The organism is Brachybacterium sp. (assembly GCF_036379615.1).
Classification (GTDB): domain Bacteria; phylum Actinomycetota; class Actinomycetes; order Actinomycetales; family Dermabacteraceae; genus Brachybacterium.
Genome location: NZ_DASVGJ010000040.1, coordinates 26935 through 45755, shown reverse-complemented (window position 1 = coordinate 45755; position 18821 = coordinate 26935). Strand labels below are relative to the sequence as shown.

At 69.5% G+C, this 18821-nt stretch carries 12 protein-coding genes; 7 read left to right on the top strand and 5 right to left on the bottom strand.

The features are described 5' to 3' along the window. Nucleotides 1-290 precede the first annotated feature (290 nt). From VF289_RS07630 to VF289_RS07615, 4 genes are all read left to right on the top strand, one after another. Complete coding sequence (locus VF289_RS07630) at nt 291-4541, top strand: choice-of-anchor G family protein (protein ID WP_330882711.1); 4251 nt, start codon at nt 291-293, stop codon at nt 4539-4541. Between the two features lie 118 nt (nt 4542-4659). Next, a complete protein-coding gene (locus tag VF289_RS07625; protein ID WP_330882709.1) occupies nt 4660-5412 on the top strand; it encodes a DUF5819 family protein in 753 nt (250 codons plus the stop codon). After that, nucleotides 5409-6500, top strand: a complete 1092-nt coding sequence (locus VF289_RS07620) for an HTTM domain-containing protein (RefSeq protein WP_330882707.1) — start codon at nt 5409-5411, stop codon at nt 6498-6500. Before VF289_RS07625 ends, VF289_RS07620 begins: the two co-directional genes overlap by 4 nt. Nucleotides 6501-6620: 120 nt before the next feature. Next, nucleotides 6621-6998 (top strand): response regulator, encoded by a 378-nt coding sequence (locus VF289_RS07615; protein WP_330882705.1) that lies wholly within the window; start codon nt 6621-6623, stop codon nt 6996-6998. Here the strand turns inward: VF289_RS07615 and VF289_RS07610 are convergent. Both VF289_RS07610 and VF289_RS07605 read right to left on the bottom strand, forming a co-directional pair. Continuing rightward, nucleotides 6979-8868: a glycosyltransferase gene (locus tag VF289_RS07610; RefSeq protein WP_330882703.1), complete on the bottom strand. Its 1890-nt coding sequence runs from the start codon at nt 8866-8868 to the stop codon at nt 6979-6981. The genes VF289_RS07615 and VF289_RS07610 overlap by 20 nt on opposite strands. Nucleotides 8869-8960: 92 nt before the next feature. Then, nucleotides 8961-10559, bottom strand: a complete 1599-nt coding sequence (locus VF289_RS07605) for a sensor histidine kinase (RefSeq protein ID WP_330882701.1) — start codon at nt 10557-10559, stop codon at nt 8961-8963. 271 nt (nt 10560-10830) lie between these two features. On the opposite strand from VF289_RS07605, the gene VF289_RS07600 reads away from it, so the two are divergent. Both VF289_RS07600 and VF289_RS07595 read left to right on the top strand, forming a co-directional pair. Continuing rightward, a complete protein-coding gene (locus tag VF289_RS07600) occupies nt 10831-12639 on the top strand; it encodes a glycoside hydrolase family 2 protein (protein WP_330882699.1) in 1809 nt (602 codons plus the stop codon). Next, entirely contained in the window at nt 12636-15116 is a 2481-nt protein-coding gene (locus tag VF289_RS07595) for a hypothetical protein (RefSeq protein ID WP_330882698.1), read from the top strand. Before VF289_RS07600 ends, VF289_RS07595 begins: the two co-directional genes overlap by 4 nt. A gap of 12 nt (nt 15117-15128) precedes the next feature. On the opposite strand, the gene VF289_RS07590 is transcribed toward VF289_RS07595, so the two are convergent. Together VF289_RS07590 and VF289_RS07585 are read right to left on the bottom strand one after the other, a co-directional pair. Next, nucleotides 15129-16016 (bottom strand): M23 family metallopeptidase, encoded by an 888-nt coding sequence (locus VF289_RS07590; protein WP_330882696.1) that lies wholly within the window; start codon nt 16014-16016, stop codon nt 15129-15131. Next, nucleotides 16013-16696, bottom strand: a complete 684-nt coding sequence (locus VF289_RS07585; protein WP_330882694.1) for a TetR/AcrR family transcriptional regulator — start codon at nt 16694-16696, stop codon at nt 16013-16015. The genes VF289_RS07590 and VF289_RS07585 overlap by 4 nt, the downstream gene beginning before the upstream one ends. Nucleotides 16697-16756: 60 nt before the next feature. On the opposite strand from VF289_RS07585, the gene VF289_RS07580 reads away from it, so the two are divergent. Continuing rightward, a complete protein-coding gene (locus tag VF289_RS07580; RefSeq protein WP_330882693.1) occupies nt 16757-17668 on the top strand; it encodes an oxidoreductase in 912 nt (303 codons plus the stop codon). A gap of 16 nt (nt 17669-17684) precedes the next feature. Here the strand turns inward: VF289_RS07580 and VF289_RS07575 are convergent, their stop codons facing one another. Next, entirely contained in the window at nt 17685-18737 is a 1053-nt protein-coding gene (locus tag VF289_RS07575) for a patatin-like phospholipase family protein (RefSeq protein ID WP_330882691.1), read from the bottom strand. Nucleotides 18738-18821 lie beyond the last annotated feature (84 nt).

Below are 18821 nucleotides of genomic sequence, written 5' to 3'. Positions count from 1 at the left end.
GCGCACACGGGCGACGCCGAAGAAGGAACACCGAAGCGGCTGATCCCAGAACACCGGCAGGTGCCGACGCTCACGTCCGTCGTGCGTCGTGACACCGGTTGGGGAGCCTCTGTCGGAAAACTGGAAAACTTATTGACGCCGACGCGCCGGTATGTTCTCGCGGAAGCACTCCGAGGCGATGCGCGAAATCTACGTGTGACCCCAGGTGACGCCAGGATTCGTAAGTTACTGAGGGGTCAATCGGGCAATCGGGAAGATTGCCTAAAATCGCGTCGACGGTTCATAACTTTATGGATACGAACCCGATCTTTCGAGAGATTCCCTGTCCTAATTATCGGCTGCCTGAAACGCTGGTTGAGCCACTGCTGTGGCGCACGCCCCCCCCCCGCGCAGGCCCTTCCCCTCAGCACGCCCGTGCGGATCCTCTCACCCCTATAGATGGAGCGAATGTGGAACGTCTGCAGACACCACCGCCCTCGACGAGACGGCGCGGATCACCCTTACTCAAGGGTGTCGTAGCGTCGGTCGCGACGGCGAGCCTCACCCTTCTCGGCCTCCCCGCGGTGAGTGCCGCGGAGTCCGACCAGTCCGAAGCCCTCGGGCGCGTGATCAACACCGACGTGCTGGGTCTGGACCTGGCTGATGTCGGCATCAGCCAGTCCGGCTTCCCGAGTGATGCGGGCCCGAACAGCGATCCGCTGAACCTCGGCCTCATCGACAGCTCGGTGGGCCTCGACCTCGGCACCACCACCCTTCCGCTGATCGGCGACGAGAACAACGTCGGTCTGCTGCACCTCGGTGAGCTCGGCGCGGTGTCGAGCTACGCGTCCTCGCCGGACGCGCTGGCCTCGACGGCGAGTGCCGGCGCGGTGGGCGATGGTGGTGCCCTTGACCTCGACGGGATCCAGAACGGCACGTACGGCAGTGCCCGTGTCGATCTGACCACCCTCCTTTCGCAGGCGGGTGTGGACGGCCTGACGGACGAGATCGTCGACGAGCTCTCGCTCGAGCTCGGAGCCCTCGGCTCCACTGCGACCGAGGAAGCCGGAGACGTCTCCTCGGAGTACGTGCTTGCCGACGGGCAGCTCACGATCAGCTCGCCGCTGGTGGGCACTCTCTCCGGGGAGCTCGATACGGCGCTGACCGACGTGGGCACCGGGCTGAACGACGCCGTGGGCACCGACGGCGCACTCGGTTCGGTCGCCAACCTCGTTGACCTCGACGTGAACCTCGGCCTCGTTGGGGTCGAGGCCGGCGGCGGCACCATCGGCATCACCGGTCTCGATGCCGCGCTTGACGAAGCCAGCAACTCGCTGCTCACTGAGCCGCTCGTGGACGAGAACGAGCTCGTCTCGATCGACCTCACCGACGGAACGATCACCGTCGACCTCCAGAAGCTCGGCGGCGCCGACGGCCTCAACGGCCTGCCCGCCAACACCGAGCTGCTGGACTCGGCGACCATCGGCCTCATCACCGGGGCCGTCACCGAGGCTCTCGGCACCCTCTCCACCCGGGCTGGTGACGTGCTCGTGGAGGACGTCCTGAACACCGTCGGCCTCACCATCGAGCTGCCGGCCACCGTCTCCACCTTGGGACTTCCCGCCGCGAACGTCGACATCGTCGTGGAGACCACGATCGGTCAGCTCGCCGGCACCGCCGAGGGCGAGCCGACGATCGATGTCGAGGGCAACCTGCTCGGGATCATCCCGATCGGTACCCTGATCAGCGGGCTCACGACGCCCATTCAGAACCTGCTGATCACGCCCCTCCAGGGCGTCGTCGGCGGCGTGGTGGACACCGCGACCACGGGGCTGACGGAAGCGCTCGACGCGGTCGTCCAGCCCGTGCTCGACACGCTGTCCCCGATCCTGTCCGATGTGCTCACGCAGGTCGTCTCCGTGACGATCAACGAGCAGCCGTCCCCGGGCTACCTCGGTGACGAGTCCTTCACCGTCAACGCCCTGAGCCTCGAGCTGCTGCCGAACCTGGCGGCCGTGAACGTCGACCTCGCATCCTCCACGGTCCGCGCTGCGGACCAGGTCGAAGAGCCGACCCTCGCTGCTGATCCCGGCAGCGTTCAGGCTGGCGGCACCACCACCGTGACCGGTGAGAACTACCCGCCGAACACGGACATCGAGGTCCAGCTGACCGACGTCGACGGCGCTCCCGTCGGCGACCCCGTCGTCGTCACCTCCGACGACACCGGTGCGTTCACCACCGATCTCACCGTGCCCGAGGGCACCGTGGATGGCGACTACACCGTGGTCGGTACCGCGACGAGTGGAGAGACTGCGCAGGATGACCTTCTGGTCCTCCCGGAGAACACCGAGGTGAACACGGCTGAGAACACCGAGGTCAACACTGAGGTGAACACGGCTGAGAACACCGAGGTCAACACTGAGGTGAACACGGCTGACAACGAGGCTGAGAACACTGAGGTCAACACTGAGGTGAACACGGCTGAGAACACTGACGTCAACACTGAGGTGAACACGGCCGACAACGAGGCTGAGAACACTGAGGTCAACACCGAGGTGAACACGGCTGAGAACACTGACGTCAACACCGAGGTGAACACGGCTGACAATGAGTCTGAGAACACTGACGTCAACACTGAGGTGAACACGGCTGACAACTCGGCTGAGAACACTGACGTCAACACTGATGTGAACACGGCTGACAATGAGGCTGAGAACACTGACGTGAACACGGCCGACAACTCGGCTGAGAACACTGACGTCAACACTGAGGTGAACACGGCCGACAACACTGAGGTCAACGAGGCTGAGAACACCGAGGTCAACACCTCGGACAACACTGAGGTGAACGAGGCGGAGAACACCGCTGACAACACTGAGGTCAACTCGGCTGAGAACACTGAGGTGAACACGGCTGATAACGCGGCTGAGAACACTGAGGTGAACACGGCTGATAACGCGGCTGACAACACCGAGGTCAACGCGGCTGAGAACACCGCCGTCAACACCGGGGAGAACACGGCTGACAACACCGGCGACAACACGGCAGACAACACCGCCGTCGCGGAGATCACTCTGACTCCGACGTCCGCAGTTCAGGGCGTCGATGACGTTCTGGTACTCGGCAACGGGTACACCCCCGACGCAACGGCGACGGTCTACCTGAAGCCGGTCGATGGTGACGTGCTCGTTTCTGCTTCGTCGATCGAGGAACTCGTGACGACCCTTGCGGCCGTCGCGGTGCCGGGCGAGAACATCGGAACCACCGAGGTGGATGAGAACGGTGAGCTCGCCTTCCGCGTGAACTCGTCCGAGCTCGACCTCGGCGACTACATGGTCACCGTGATCGACGACGTCGACCCTGCACTCGGGGACTCCGAGCCCTTCACCGTGGTGCCCGCCGGGGGGTCTGCAGACAACACAGCAGACAACACCGAGGCGAACACGGAGGTCAACACTGAGGCGAATACCGAGGTGAACACGGCGGAGAACACCGAGGCCAACGCTGAGGTGAACACTGCTGAGAACACTGAGGTGAACACGGCGGAGAACACTGAGGCCAACGCTGAGGTGAACACTGCTGAGAACACTGAGGTGAACACGGCGGAGAACACCGAGGCCAACGCCGAGGTCAACACGGCCGAGAACACCGCGGACAACACCTCCGACAACGCGGCAGAGGAGCCCGTCCTCGCGGCGGATCCCTCCACCGTCGAGGACGGCGAGACCACCACGGTGACCGGTGAGGGCTTCCCGCCGAGCACCGAGGTGGACGTGCAGCTGGTGGACTCCGACGGCAACCCCGTCGGTGACCCGGTGACCGTCACGACCGACGAGGACGGCGCATTCACCACCGACCTCACCGTTCCCGAGGGCACCGATGCCGGTGACTACACGGTCGAGGCAGCTGCCGAGGGCGGGGAGACCGCCACGGCGGACCTCACCGTCACCAACGCCGACGACAACGGGGGAGACGCGACGACCGACCCGGCCGTCACCGTCGACCCCGGAACCGTCGCACCGGGCGATACCACCACCGTGACCGGCGAGGGTTTCCCGCCGAACACCGAGGTGGAGGTCGAGCTCGTGGATTCGGACGGCAATCCCGTGGGCGACCCGGTCACCGTGGTCACCGATGAGAACGGTGACTTCTCGGTGGAGGCCACCATCCTCGAGGGCACCCCGGCCGGCGAGTACACCGTCGTGGCCACCGCCGAGACCGGAGAGACCGCCTCTGCGGACCTCACCGTGACCGGCGGCGACGACGGCAACGGTGCGGACAACGCCGGTGACAACACTGCTGCCAACACCGGCGACAGTGCCGGTGACAACACCGGTGCCAACACCGGTGCCAACACCGGTGCCAACACCGGTGGCAGCGCCGGCGGCGGCGGATGGGTCAGCAACGGCTCCTCCGGCTCCACCGGGGGCAGCAGCTCCGGCTCGGGCGGCTACCTCGCCCAGACCGGCGCTGCAGGCACCGCGGCGATGGTGGGGCTCGCAGCCCTGCTGCTCATCGGCGGCGCCGCCGGAGTGATGATCTCCCGTCGCTCCATGTCCTGAGTGATCAGGGCCTTCCTCTGATGGCCGTCGGGCCGGCACCACGGTGTCGGCCCGGCGGCCATCGGCCCTGCTCGCTCCCGCTCCTCCTCTGCACCACCCCTCAGAACGGATTCCTCCCATGGCCCCGTCCCGCATCCGCCGACTGCCCGCCGTGGTCCTCGCGACCGTCGGCCTCCTCGCCGCCGGGCACATCGGTGCGACCCTCGTCTACACCGGCCCCGACACCCCCGTGAAGAGCGCCCTGCAGCCGGGACTGAACCGCTACTTCCTGGGTCCGCTGGACCAGGGCTGGAACCTCTTCGCCCCAGGCCCCTACTCGCAGGACGAGTACATGCTCGTCAGGGCCTGCATCAGCGACATCGACACCTGCGCGGGAGGCGACTCGGCCGGCGCCGAGTTCACGCCGTGGCGCAACGTGACCGCCGAGGAGCTCGAAGCTGCGGAGTACAACATCTTCGCCAACCGAGAGACCCGCCAATCCAAGGTGGTCCACGGCCGCCTCTGGCCCGTCGCCAATCGCCTGAGCGACGAGCAGCAGGCGATGGCCGCCGGCAACCACATCGACGGCGAGCCCGTCTTCGGAGTGGACCTCTACGCCCCCGAGGCGAGCGACACCTTCAGTCCCTCGCAGCTGAATGATCTGCGCACCTACCAGCGGCTCGAGGACACCGCCGTCGGCCTGGCCACCCTGTTGCTGCAGGAGGAGCACGGTGACGCGGTCACCCTGGTCGAGGTGAGGATGCTGCGCGAAGCCGTCCCCTCCTTCGAGCAGCGGCACGACCCGCCGCCGGAGCGCTCGCAGCAGTGGACCACCATCGGCTGGCGCCCCGCCGCCGAGTTCGACGACGACGTGAAGGCGGCCTGGTCATGAACACCGATGCCCCCATCCGCTCCTGGGTGAAGGCGCAGCGGACCCTGCCCGGCCGGACTCTGGATCGCGTGGTCACCTGGTTCATCGCCGACCGCCACTCCGACTACGGCATCGCCGTCATGCGCATCGCCTCCGGCAGCTTCCTGCTGGGCTGGCTGCTGCTGAACCTGCCCGTCGCCTCACGCATCTGGGGCCCCGACTCGCAGTACTGGCAGCCCTACCGCGAGATCCTCGGCTACAACGCCCCGTTCAACGCCCTCCAGCAGGCAGGGCCCGGCCTGTTCTGGCTCTGGTACGTCATCACGATCGCCCTGGTGGTCGCATTCACCCTCGGCTGGCGCACCCGCTTCGTCACGCCGCTGCTGTTCATCGCGTACACCACGCTGAACGGGCAGAACACGCCGATCTCCGACGGCGGCAACTACTTCATCCGGATCATGCTGATCTACCTGATCCTGATGGACGTCTCGCGACGCTGGTCGCTGGATGCCCGGCGCCGCGCCCGCGCCGAGAAGCCCGAGACCCAGACCGGCTCCGTGCTGCACAACATCGGCCTGTGCCTGGTGATCGCCCAGATCTGCATCGTGTACCTCGAAGCCGGGCTGTACAAGGTCCAAGGCAGTCTGTGGCAGAACGGCACAGCGGTCTACTACCCGCTCCAGTCCGTCGCCTACGGTCCGTTCCCGCAGCTCGCGGACCTTCTCACCTACTTCGCGCTGCCCGTCGTGATCGCGACCTACGTGACCGTGCTCGCCCAGATCGCGTTCCCGTTCCTGCTGTTCCACCGCATCACGCGGCGCATCGGCCTGATCCTCCTGCTCGGCATGCACGTCAGCATCGCCGTGATCATGGGGCTGCCGTTCTTCTCCGGGATCATGGCCTCTGCCGATGCCGTACTCGTCTCCGGCGCGACCTGGATCGCGATCGTCGCCTGGCTTCGCACGGCACTGACCGAGAACCGTGTGGCGCGCGGCGTCACCAGAAGATTCCGTGCGGCGCGGCATGGGACGGATGGCACCGATCGAGCGCAGAACGCCGAGAACACCGAAGGAACGATGGAACACGATGAGGTTCCCGTGAGAGCCTGAGCGGCACCGGAACCCCGTGTCAGGATCGTCGGAACCTCCTGGCAGATTCGTCCCGGCAGGCTCTCATCGTCGATCTATACCCTGTCGCTGGTGGTACGGGATCGACAAGGGGAGAGACGAATGGCGACCGCACTGGTGATCGAGGACGACGATGACATCCGTCGGTTGCTCGAGGTGGTGCTCACGCAGGCCGGATACTCCGTCGCCGCGACGGACACCGGGACGAGCGGGCTCGAGCTCCTCGACGCGCAGGTGCCCGATCTGCTGCTGGTGGACGTCGGGCTGCCCGACATCGAGGGGTACGAGGTGGTGCGTCGAGCGCGCGACCGCGTCGAGGGGCACATCGTCATGCTCAGCGCCAGGTCGCAGGAGGCGGACGTCCAGCTCGGGATTGAGGCCGGTGCGGACGAGTACCTCACCAAGCCCTTCCGGCCCCGTCAGCTGCGCGAGCGGCTGATGGAGATCGTGACGCGTACGGTCAGGCGCGAGGGACGGTGACCATCCGGAGCTCGGTGAGCGCCGTGTCGACCTGGTGCGGGGTCTGCAGCAGCGAGCGACGCACCGAGACCTCCTGGCGCAGCAGGCCCACCGTGTCCTGACCGATCGCGGTGACCACTGGCAGCTGAGCACGGCATGCTTCGAGATCTCCGCGCGCCAGCGCCAGCTCGAGGTCCGCAGCGGCCTGCTCGAGCCGTGCCGCGCCCACCATCGCCGAAGAGACCCGCACACTGCCGATCGCATCGCGGACGGCGGTCCTCTCCTCGGCGGCGATCGCCCGTTCCAGGCGCGAAGAGCGGGTGGGCCACATGACCGCCCACGCGGCCACGAAGTCGATACCCAGGTCCGAGCGGCCTTCAAGGTCGGCGGTCAGCTCCTCGAGCTGCTCCAGACGCATCAGCGGAAGCGCCTCCAGCGCCGCAGGCAGCGGCACCGGGATCAGGTGACGCCCGTCGGCGTTGCGGCGGGTCTTCGCCCACGCGGTGCGGCCGGTGACCGCGCGCCACGTGGCGCGCAGGTAGTACACGTAGGTGAGGTAGACGTACACCAGGTTCGCGAGCCCCAGCCCCACCGCGCCGAACAGGGAGACCTCGCCACCGGTGGCCCTCCGATAGACGAGCCCCCACGCCGCATAGGGCAGCACCAGGAAGAACAGTCCTGCCAGCACGAGTGTGAGCCAGGTCGAGGCGGACCAGAACCCACTGCGTTCCTCGAGCGCACCGAGGATCAGCAGCAGTGGGACCAGCACCAGGTTCAGCATCACCACCAGCGGCTGCAGCATGAAGTAGTGGATCTCCACCAGGCCGGCGGTGCGGAGATGGCCGCTGCGTCGCAACCCTGGCAGGGCGGAGGCGCACTCCATGTTGCCTTGGGCCCACCGGGTGCGCTGGGTGATCAACCGACGGGTGAAGGGCAGTGCCTCCTGGGACACGTGAGCCTCGCGCGTGTAGTGGTTGCGCATGCCCTGCCCGAGGATGTTCAGTCCCAGTTCGTAGTCCTCGCAGAGCTTCTTCCCCCACGGCCTGTCGTGCTCCTCAGCGAGCGTGTCCAAGACGGAGAGGCGGGTGAACTGGCCGTTGCCCCCCATGCCGACGGTGCCTGTGCGCACGCGCAGAACCTGCATGGCCGAATTCGTGGTGCGGAACTCGAGATCCTGCATGCGCACCAGGAGCCGCCCGATGGCGTTGCGCAGCTTTCCTTCGCCGGGGCGAGGGCGGCGGTCGCCGCGGTTCTTCATCCACACCTCGAGCTGCACGGCACCGATCCGCCGGTCGCCGAAGGACTCGGGGCCGGCGAGAATCGTGAGCGCGTTGTCGGAGAGGAATCCGTCGGCGTCCAGCACCCCGACCACCGTGCCGTGCCGCTCCTCCGCGTCGCCGCCCACGTGGTCGGAGACGATCCGGTAGGCGGCGTTGAGCGCATCGCCCTTGCCGGTCCGGGCATCCGGAGCGACACGCGCGATCAGGTGCACCCGATCGTCGAAGACCATCAGATCCTGCACCACCGAGGCGGTCGAGTCCTCGCTCGCGTCGTCGATCACCCATACGTGCATGCCGGGGAAGGAGGTGCGTGCTGCCGAGACCGTCTCAGCGATCACGCTCTCCTCGTCTCGGCAGGGGACCAGGACATGCCACTGCAGCGCGTCAGGATCCCCGGTGGAATCCCGCGGATGGCGCAGCGCATGGAGGAAGGACATCAGGAGCAGGGAGACGTAGGTCAGCGCGCACGCGGCAACGATCGTCAGCAGCAGCACGGCGATGTCGCGCCACAGCGCCTCTCCGAGGCCGCCGAAGACACCGGACAGCCCGAAGACGACGACTGCCAGCAGGGCGTAGAGGACGGCGAGGCACACCGTCACAGCAGTTCTCATCGACGAGCTCGCTTCCCCTGGTGCCGATCCAGAGAGATCCTAGCGAGCAGCCCCCTGACGCAGGCGGCGATCGGCTTCGGGAGACCAGGATCTCAGCTCTCTGCTCCGTCCGCTCCGTCTGCGCCGTCTGCGCCGTCCGCTCCGTCGAGCGAGAAGCGAATCGTGAACGTCGAGCCCGAGCCCTGGGTCGAACGAACGCTGATCTGCCCGCCGTGCGCCACCACGATCCGGCGTGTCAGCGCCAGACCGATACCGTGTCCCTCGATCGCGCTGTCGCGGGCGGTGGAGGTGCGGTAGTACTCGGTGAACAGATTCGTCTGCTCCTGCGCGCTCATCCCGATCCCGGAATCCACGACGCGCAGCTCGAGGTGAGTCGCGCCGACCTCGGTCGCCACCAGCACCCGTCCGCCGCGCGGGGTGTATTTCACAGCGTTGGAGAGCAGGTTGTCCACCGCCTGCTGCAGCCGTGAGCGGTCCAGCGGCACCTCGGGGGTCTCGACGATCTCGGTCTCCAGTGCGACTCCCACCTTGTCGGCGCGCAGCGTGAAGGACGCCACGGATTGCTGCGCGATCTCGGAGAGTCGATGCGGGCGCAGTTGCAACCTTTGGGTCCCGGAGCGGGTCACCTGGTCTGCCAGAAGGTCTTCCACGATGTGCAGCAGCTGCTCGGCATTGCGATGGGCGACCTCGAGGTAGGAGGCTGTCGTGGGTGAGATCTCCTCGTCGTCCCGAGCCAGTTCAAGGTAGCCGATCACGGAGGTCAGAGGCGTGCGCAGCTCGTGCGAGACAGCCGCGACGAACCGTTCCTGCGAACGGACGGACTCGATGTACGTGGTGACGTCCGAGAACACGATGACGGCACCGGCGTGTTCGCCGCGGTGGTCGAGGATCTGCCGCGCCGACGTCGAGATCGTGGAATGGCGCCCGGGCGGGCCGAGGTCCATGACGTAGTTGCTGAAGGTCTCACCGAGCACGGCGCGCCGCACCGGGCGCTGGCCCGCCGGGATCGTGGTGGAGGTCCCCGGATAGCGCAGCAGCAGCTGGGACTCCTCAGGATCGACGATGTGACCCGGGGAGGCGAGGGCGTGCACCCGGCGCTGGGCCCGGTTCATCAGCGCATCGTTCCCCTCACGGTCCACCACCACGATCCCCACGTCCACGCTGTCGATGATGCTCGTCAACAGCTGCTCGGAGGTGGCCGCGGCGTCCAGCAGCGAATCCTTCTCCGCGATCGCCTCGGCCAGGCGGCGGTTCTGGCCGTCCATCACCTTCAGACCGCCGACGACCAGTAACCCGATCTGCAGCACAGTGAAGGGCAGGAGCAGGGCGTACGCCAGGGTCAGAGAGTCGATATGCGATGCGCGGAGCATGACAGGGCCGGTGATCAGCGCTGTGACGGAGAGGGTCGAGATCCACACCCCGGGCAGGCGCAGACGGGCGGCCATCCACAGGCTCGGGATGAATGCCAGCAGGGAGACCGCCACGGCAGTGTCCCGCATGAGGTCACGCACCAATGCGACCGCGACGATGTCCAACGTCGGCACCACCACCGCCCACCCGATCCGCAGCTCTTCCCAACGGATCACGAGTGCGAGCACCGTGGCGACCGCCAGGACCCCGAGCGCGAGCAGGTACGGCGCTGTGAGTACCAGTTCGAGGCGGGAGATCGCGATCAGTAGCGTCAGAGCCACCACGGATCCGGCGAAGTAGAGCTGTTTCGCGTCGGTTCCACCGTGGGGCGACACGACACGGCCGAGCCGCTGAGTCAGGGAGAGCAGGGCATCCACGAGGTTCCTCCGAGTGGTGGCACGGTGGCGGGCGGCGGCCCCCGTCGACGGAGCTCTTACCGTACCCGCGCGCCCCCTACCGCCGCACCCAATGACATGGCAGGCTTGACCCCTGTATTCCCACGTTGCAATGCCGGGCCGTGCGCCCGCCCCCACACCACCGGAGCTGTGAGAGATGACCCTGCGCCCCACCCAGCACGACGGCACCCACCCCCGCCCCACCCTGATGCGCGAGGACTGGGAGAGCCTGGACGGGCCCTGGTCCTTCGCCCATGACGATGCGGACCGCGGCCGGGCCGAGCGCTGGTACGCACCGGCTCTCGAGGCCGCCGCCGAGCGGGACGTCTTCGACCGCACGATCACCGTGCCCTTCGTGCCCGAGTCAGAGGCCTCCGGGATCCACGAGCCGGGCTTCCATCCCGTGGTCTGGTACCGCCGCGAGATCACCGCGACCGCGCGCCCCGGTCACCGGGTGCTGCTGCACCTCGGCGCCGTGGACCACGAGGCGCACGTGTGGGTGGACGGCCGGCTCGCGGGCCACCACGTGGGCGGGCAGACTGCCTTCACGTGCGACCTCACCGACCTGCTGGACGACGGGGACCAGCACGTCGTGGTGGTGCGCGCCTTCGACGACCCGCATGATCCCGAGCTTCCGCGCGGCAAGCAGGACTGGCGCGAGCAGCCCCACGGCATCTGGTACGAGCGCTCCACCGGGATCTGGCGCAGCGTGTGGCTCGAGCACGTCCCCGACCAGCATGTGGCCGGCTTCCACTGGGAGTTCGACATGCCGCGGGCTCGCGTCGAGGTCTCGCTGCGCCTCGCCCGCCGCCCCGCGCCCGGCACCACGGTGCGCGTCGCGCTCAGCGCAGGGGACGAGGCGCTGGGCACGGTGGAGATCGCCGCGCACGACACCCGCGTCCAGGGCGTGGTCGATGTCCCCGCGGTGCGCAACACCCAGGACCGCGACCGCCTGCTGTGGAGCCCTGAGCACCCCCACCTGGTCGACGTCTCCCTGCAGGTGCTCGAGGGCGGCGAGGTGCGCGATATCGCCGCTAGCTACCTGGGGCTGCGCACCACCGGCATCGACCGCGGGCACTTCCTGCTCAACGGTGAGCCCTACTTCGTGCGCTCCGTGCTCGAGCAGGGCTACTGGCCCACCTCCCACCTCACCGCCCCCACCCTGGAGGCGTACCGGGAGGAGGTCGAGCTGATCAAGGAGCTCGGCTTCACCGCCGCCCGCCTGCACCAGAAGGTCGAGGACCCCCGCTTCCTGTTCTGGGCCGACAAGCTGGGCCTGCTGATCTGGGGCGAGACCGCCAACGCCTACGCCTTCAGCCCGCGGGCCGCCGCAGCGCTGACCTCGGAGTGGACCGAGATCATCGAGCAGTGCCGCCCGCACCCCAGCGTGGTCACCTGGGTGCCGATGAACGAGTCCTGGGGCGTGCGGGACCTCGCCGACTCCGCCCCGCAGAAGGACCTCACCATCGCCCTCACGGCGCTGACCCGTGCACTGGACCCCACCCGGCCCGTGATCTCCAACGACGGCTACGAGCTCACCGGCGGGGACATCCTCGCCCTGCACGACTACACGACCGACGCCGACCAGCTCGCCGCCCATTACGCCGACGAGGACGCCACCGAGGCCACCATCGCCGGCCGCGGCCCGCAGCGACGCCGCCCCGTCGACGACGCCGCCCAGCACCTGCACCCGGACGCCCCGGTGATGGTCACCGAGTTCGGCGGCATCGCCTACGCCGCCGAGGGCACCTGGGGCTACGCCACCGTCTCCTCCGCGGAGGAGTTCGAGACGAAGGTGGGCGGCCTGTTCGCGGCGCTGAACTCCTCGCCGGTGCTGGCCGGGCACTGCTACACCCAGCTCACCGACACCCTCCAGGAGGCCAACGGCCTGGCCACCGCGGACCGTCGGCCGAAGCTCGACGCCGCGGTGATCCGGGCCCTGGTCACGGGGCTGGACCAGGCATGACGTCCGAGGCGGGCGGAGCCTCACGTGCCCCGGGCGCCCACGCGGCGCCCCCGAGCGACGCCCTGCCCGAGCCGAGCGACGCCCTGCCCGAGCCGAGCGTCGCCTCGCCCGAGCCGAGCGTCGCCTCGCCCGAGCCGAGCGGCGCCCCGTCCGAGCCGAGCGGCGCCTTGCCCGAGAGCAACAAAGTGGGGCGAATGGACCCCTCATTCCCCCATGTTCGTGACGCCGGCCCGCGCGAGCGTGACGACGCCTCGCGCGAGGGCAACAAAGTGGGGCGAATGGGCCCCTCATTCCCCCATGTTCGTGACGCTGGCCGACGGGAGAGCGACGCTGGCCGGCGGGAGGGTGACGCTGGCCCGCGCAAGAGTGACACTGGCGCGCGGGAGGGCGACGCCGGCGCGCGGGAGGGCGGCTCCGGGCCGTTCCGCGCGACCGCGACGCAGCTCCCGCTGGGCCAGATCCGTCCCCGCGGCTGGCTCGAGCGGCAGCTGCGCCTGCACGCCGAGGGGATCACCGGTCGCCTGCCGGAGGTGTGGGCGGACGTCGGCCCGGACAGCGGCTGGCTGGGCGGGGACGGCGAGAGCTGGGAGCGCGGCCCCTACTACCTCGACGGACTGGTGCCGCTCGCCCACGTGCTCGGCGACGAGCAGCTGATCGCGCAGGCCAGCCCGTGGATCGAGTGGATGCTCGCCTCGCAGGACGAGACCGGCACCTTCGGCCCCGCCGGGGACCAGGACTGGTGGCCGCGCATGGTCGCCGCGAAGGTGCTGATCCAGCACGCGGAGGCCACCGGCGACCAGCGCGTCGCCCCGTTCCTGCTGCGCTGGTGCGGCCACCTGAGCGAGCACCTGCCGCAGCGCCCGCTGAGCGGCTGGGGGCAGGTGCGCGGCGCGGACCTCGCCCTCGCCGTCGTGTGGGTGCACGAGCGCACGGGGGAGGACTGGCTCGCAGACCTCGCCGCGCTGGTGCTCGAGCAGACCTTCGACTGGGCTGAGTACCTCACCACCGAGCTGGTCACCGGCCCCGCCCGCGTGTTCGAGCACCGCACCCACGGTGTGAACGTCGCCATGGGGCTGAAGACCAGCGCCGTCGCCTCCCTGCTCCGAGACGCCGCGCCCACGGGCTCGGCGCGGGCCGAAGGGTCCTCCGCCGAAGGCTCCTCCGCCGCTCCCCCCTCCGCCGGGACTGCCCACGCCGGAACCTCGCGCCACGGCGGGCCGGACCACCACCGCGAGGTCACCGAGGCGTCCTTCGCGGCGCTCGAGAGCTGGCACGGCCAGGCGAACGGATGGTTCGCGGCCGACGAATGGCTGGGCGGGCGAGAGGCCGTCGCGGGCATCGAGACCTGCCTGGTGGTCGAGATGATGCACACCCAGGAGGTGCTGGCGCGGCTCTTCGGCGACGGGCTGCAGGGGGACCGGCTCGAGTCGCTCGCGCTGAACCTGCTGCCGGCCTCCTCCGATCCCCGGATGCTCGCCCACCAGTACCACCAGCAGGGCACCCAGCTCGAAGCCTCGGTCGCCCACCGGAACTGGTCCTGCTCGAGCGACGGCGCGAACGTGTTCGGCCTCGCACCGCATTTCGGCTGCTGCACGGCGAATCTCCACCAGGGCTGGCCCAAGTTCGCCGCGTCGCTGTGGGCGCGGGACGCCGACGGGGGACTGCGCGCGGTCGCCTACGCCCCCGCCGTCGTGGACACGACGGTCCCCGGCGGGCGTCTCGCGGCCGCCACGGAGAACGAGGCCGCCACGGAGGACGAGGCCGCCACGGAGGACGAGGCCGTCACGGAGGGCGCGGCCACGGCAGTCGCGCCGGACCCGATCGCGGTGCGGATCGAGGTCGAGACCGACTACCCCTTCGAGGACACCGTGCGCCTGACCGTGCACGCGGAGAGTCCCGCCCGCTTCCCGCTGCGGCTGCGCCTGCCGCAGTGGTGCGAGCAGCCCTCCCTCACCCTCGACGGTGAGGAGATCGAGGTGCACGACCGCGGCGACGGGCATCTCGAGCTCGAGAGGGACTGGTCCGGCACCACCTCCCTCGCTCTGACCCTGCCGATGCGGGCACGGATCGTGCGCCGCGAACGCCAGGCCGCGGCCGTGCACCTGGGGCCGCTGGTGATGGTCGCGAGCCCCGGCGAGACCTGGCAGCAGGTGCCGGATGCCCCCGGGCTCGGCGAGTGGGAGATCCGCCCGCGCACCTCCTGGAACTGGGCGCTCGCCGAGATCGAGGACGCCCCCGACTGGACGGTGCGGCGCGGCGAGGTGCCCGAGGCGCCCTTCGCCCTGGGCAGTGCGACGGTGCTGCGGGCCGTCGGCTGCGAGGTCCCGCACTGGCGGCGCGACGGGGCCTCTGCGGCGCCGCCTTCGCCGAGCCCCGTCATGGACCACGGTCCCGTCCACGACATCGACCTGGTGCCCTACGGCACGGCCCGGCTGCGCGTGATGGAGTTCCCGGTCGCCCTGGGTCGGAAGGGGTGAGGGAGCTGCTCCTCACGACGCCGTGAACAGCTCCTCGTTCGCCGGCACCCCGGTCACGGCCTGCCCGTCCTCGTCCCGGTAGTGCCAGGTGAAGGGCAGGCCGCGGGCGGTGACGATGTCGGGCCCGTCCATCAGCTGGAAGTGGACGTGCGGGTCCGAGGAGTTGCCCGAGTTGCCGCACTCCGCCAGCAGGTCCCCCGCGGAGACCTGGTCGCCCGGCGACACCCGGAGCGAGCCGCGCCGCAGATGCGCGAGCACGGCCACCACGTCGCCGTCGCCATGCACGGCCCCGCCCTCGGCCGAGCTTCCCTCTGCCGCGCTCCCGTCGGCCGCGACGGGGCCTGTCGCGCGCAGCAGCACATGGTTGCCCAGCAGGTGCCGGGGCAGGCCCAGGCTGCGCACGAAGCCCTCGAGGATCAGGTACCCGAGCCCCAGCGGGGAGAGCCGGGTGAGGTGGTCGCGGGCGGTGCCGCGCGCGGCGAGCACGACCCCGTCGAACGGTGCGAGCACGGGCTGCCCGAAGGAGGGGAAGTCCGTGGGGCGACGCATCGGCCGCGACCACGGGTCCAGCGCGCGCGGGGCGGCCCCGACCGGCTCGTACGTGATGTCCAGCGCGTAGGTCTGCGCGAGCGAGTGCGTGTGCGAGGGGACCTTCGAGGCGGGGGAGTTCAGCCCGCGCCAGCGCCCGCGCACCGGTGCCGCGACCGGAATCGTCGTGCGCTCCTCGCGCGGCTTCTGGCGCAGGCCGCGCAGCAGCTGCCCCAGCAGGCCGATCAGCAGCAGGGCCACGCCGAGGAAGTAGACCGTCCCGAGGCCCTGATCGAGCTGGACGGCCAGGATGATGAGCACAGCGCCTGCGGCGACGGCGGGCCCGGCCAGAGTGAGCAGGAGGCGCGTCATGCGTCTCTTCCGTCGGGGGCTCCACCGTCTCCGGGGGGTGCGGGAGCGATGGCCGTCGAGCCGGCGCGGTTGCCCCGCAGGAACTGCTCCGTCGCCTGGTCGGTGAGCTCATCGATCCGAGCGATGTCGACCATGTCGCCGTTGATCAGCGTGGCGATTCCCTGCATCGTCGCGAACAGCACGATGCTCACCTGCTCGACGTCCCCCGGTGCCACCTCCCCGGAACCCTGCCCCTGCACCATCACCTCGTGCAGCAGGCCGAAGGCGGGGATCGCCGCCTCGCGCACCTCCACCGCGCTCTCGCGGTGCTTGGTCGTGAACATCAGCTCCAGCAGGGCGGCGTTGTCGGTCGCGAAGCGCACGTAGCTGCTCGCCATGACGCGCAGACGCGAGGGGAAGCCTGCGTCGGCCTCCTCGAGCGCTGCCCGCAGCGCCTGGTGCAGGCGGCCGAAGCCGGTGATCGCCAGGGCGTCCAGCAGCGCCTGTCGGTCTGCGAAGTGCCGGCGCGGCGCCCCATGGCTCACCCCGATCTGCCGCGCGAGCTCGCGCAGGGAGAGGTCCTCCTGGCCTCGCTCACGCAGGGTGGCCTCGGCGGCGTTGAGCAGCTCGTCACGGAGGTTGCCGTGGTGATAGGGACGCTCGACCTTCTCAGCCGGCGTCCCTGCGTGAGTCCCGGACATGATCTCAGCCTACCCATGTAGGCGTTGACAACACAGTAGGCGGTGTCTACATTGTGTGCCATGGCCACATTCACTCTGCAGAGCGTCCCCGATCTCACCGGCACCACCGCCATCGTCACCGGCGCCAACACGGGCCTCGGCCGCGTCACGGCCCGCGCACTGGCCGCGCAGGGAGCGCGCGTCCTGCTGGCCGTGCGCAGCACCGACAAGGGGCAGCGGGCCGCCGCCACCATGACCGGGGACGTCGAGGTGCGACGCCTCGATCTCGCCGACCTCACCTCGGTCCGCTCCTTCGCCGCGGGCGTCCAGGAGCCCGTGGACCTGCTCGTGAACAACGCCGGCCTGATGGTGCCCCCTCTGGGCCACACCGCGGACGGCTTCGAGCTGCAGTTCGGCACCAACCACCTCGGCCACTTCGCGCTCACCAACCTCCTGCTCCCGCGCCTGCGGGGACGGGTCGTGACCGTCTCCTCCCATGCCCACCGCGCAGGTCGCATCGACCTCGAGGACCCCCACTGGGAGCATCGCCCCTATCGGCCGTTCGGCGCCTACGGGCAATCCAAGCTGGCGAACCTCCTGTTCGCCGGGGAGCTGCAGCGCCGCCTCGCCGCCGCCGGGTCCGAGGTGCTCTCGATGTCCGCCCATCCGGGGCTTGCGACGACCGATCTGCTGCGCACCACGGACCTGCGGTGGTTCAGCGTCTTCACGGAACGCGTGGCGCTGCGTATGTTCGCCCAGGACGACGTCGGCGGCGCGCTGCCCACCCTCCATGCCGCCGTCGGCGACCTCCCCGGCAACAGCTACATCGGTCCGCGCGGTCGGCTGCGGGCCCAGCGGGACTCCGGCCCGGTGGGTCGCTCGCGCCGTGCCTCCGACGTCGAGACGGCCCGACGCCTGTGGTCCCTCTCCGAGGAGCTGACCGGCGTGGCCTTCCCGTTCCCCGCCCGTGCCGCCGGGGCGACGGCGCACTGACCCGGCCCGTCCGCGCTCAGCTCGCCCGGAACCGTGCCTTGTAGGCCTCGAAGTCCCACGGCTCCTGCTCGTGGTCGCCGTCCAGGAACGCTGTCGCGGCCTTGCGCCCCTTGCGATACAGCAGCTCCCGATCCTCGTCGGTGAGGTCGAACTGGGTGGGCTTGACCGCGGCGGTGTCGATGAAGATCGTGCGCGCCACCGAGTCGGAGGCGTCGATGTGCATCCGGTCGTAGAAGCCGGTGACCGTGTCCACCACCGCCTTCCCGAAGCTCAGCGGACCACGGATCCGGTTGCGCACCCCGAAATCCGCCTCGGGCTTGGCGGAGAGCTTGATGCCGAAGGTGGGCCAGCGCGGCACCTCGCCCTCGGGGCGGTCGAACACCGAGACCGGGAAGTTCGACAGCAGCCCGCCGTCGACCAGCACCGCCGGCCTCCCCTGCGCGTTCTTCCACCGCACCGGGCGGAAGAACCCCGGGATCGAGGTCGAGGCCCGCACCGTGTCCACCACCCGCAGCTGCTCGGGCGTGGTGCCGAAGGAGTCCGCATCGGTGGGCAGGTGCCGCAGCCGGCCCGAGGTGAGATCCGAGGCGGTGACCACCAGGCGGAAGCCGCGAGCGCCGTCGGGCTGAAGCTCCGGATCGGGATCCCGGTGGAGCAGGTCTGCGAAGGTGCCGGTGCGATCCGGTGCCCCATGCTCGGCCAGCTGCTGCTCGAGCCAGTTCTTGAGGAACGTGCCGCGATGGATCCCGTTGTGCAGCAGGATCGCGATCCCCTTGCCCAGCATCCACCGCGTCCACCACGGCCCGTCCTCGAAGAGCCGGTAGTCCGTCTCCCGCAGGATCTGCACGATCGTCGTGGCGGGGATTCCAGCGGTCGCGAGCGCGCCGGCGATCGACCCGGCCGAGGACCCCGCCACCCGGTTGACCGTGTAGCCCCGTTCTTCGAGCACCTCGAGCGCGCCGGCCAGGGCGATGCCCTTCACGCCGCCGCCCTCCATCACCAGGTCCATCCGCCGAATGTCTCCGTCGGCGTCATCGTGGGCGGCGGGAGCGGAGTGCGGGGACGTCATGCGGCCAGCGTAGGGGAGGGGCCCGACGCCGACGGGCTCGTCCGCGTACTCGCCCGCGGCCTCGGCGGGGGCATCAGCAGCGAG

What these genes read in the sequence shown, in the direction of transcription:
- VF289_RS07630 (WP_330882711.1), top strand. Translation starts at nt 291, where the DNA reads ATGGATACGAACCCGATCTTTCGAGAGATTCCCTGTCCTAATTATCGG.
- VF289_RS07625 (WP_330882709.1), top strand. Translation starts at nt 4,660, where the DNA reads ATGGCCCCGTCCCGCATCCGCCGACTGCCCGCCGTGGTCCTCGCGACC.
- VF289_RS07620 (WP_330882707.1), top strand. Translation starts at nt 5,409, where the DNA reads ATGAACACCGATGCCCCCATCCGCTCCTGGGTGAAGGCGCAGCGGACC.
- VF289_RS07615 (WP_330882705.1), top strand. Translation starts at nt 6,621, where the DNA reads ATGGCGACCGCACTGGTGATCGAGGACGACGATGACATCCGTCGGTTG.
- VF289_RS07610 (WP_330882703.1), bottom strand. Translation starts at nt 8,868, where the DNA reads ATGAGAACTGCTGTGACGGTGTGCCTCGCCGTCCTCTACGCCCTGCTG.
- VF289_RS07600 (WP_330882699.1), top strand. Translation starts at nt 10,831, where the DNA reads ATGACCCTGCGCCCCACCCAGCACGACGGCACCCACCCCCGCCCCACC.
- VF289_RS07595 (WP_330882698.1), top strand. Translation starts at nt 12,636, where the DNA reads ATGACGTCCGAGGCGGGCGGAGCCTCACGTGCCCCGGGCGCCCACGCG.
- VF289_RS07590 (WP_330882696.1), bottom strand. Translation starts at nt 16,016, where the DNA reads ATGACGCGCCTCCTGCTCACTCTGGCCGGGCCCGCCGTCGCCGCAGGC.
- VF289_RS07585 (WP_330882694.1), bottom strand. Translation starts at nt 16,696, where the DNA reads ATGTCCGGGACTCACGCAGGGACGCCGGCTGAGAAGGTCGAGCGTCCC.
- VF289_RS07580 (WP_330882693.1), top strand. Translation starts at nt 16,757, where the DNA reads ATGGCCACATTCACTCTGCAGAGCGTCCCCGATCTCACCGGCACCACC.
- VF289_RS07575 (WP_330882691.1), bottom strand. Translation starts at nt 18,737, where the DNA reads ATGACGTCCCCGCACTCCGCTCCCGCCGCCCACGATGACGCCGACGGA.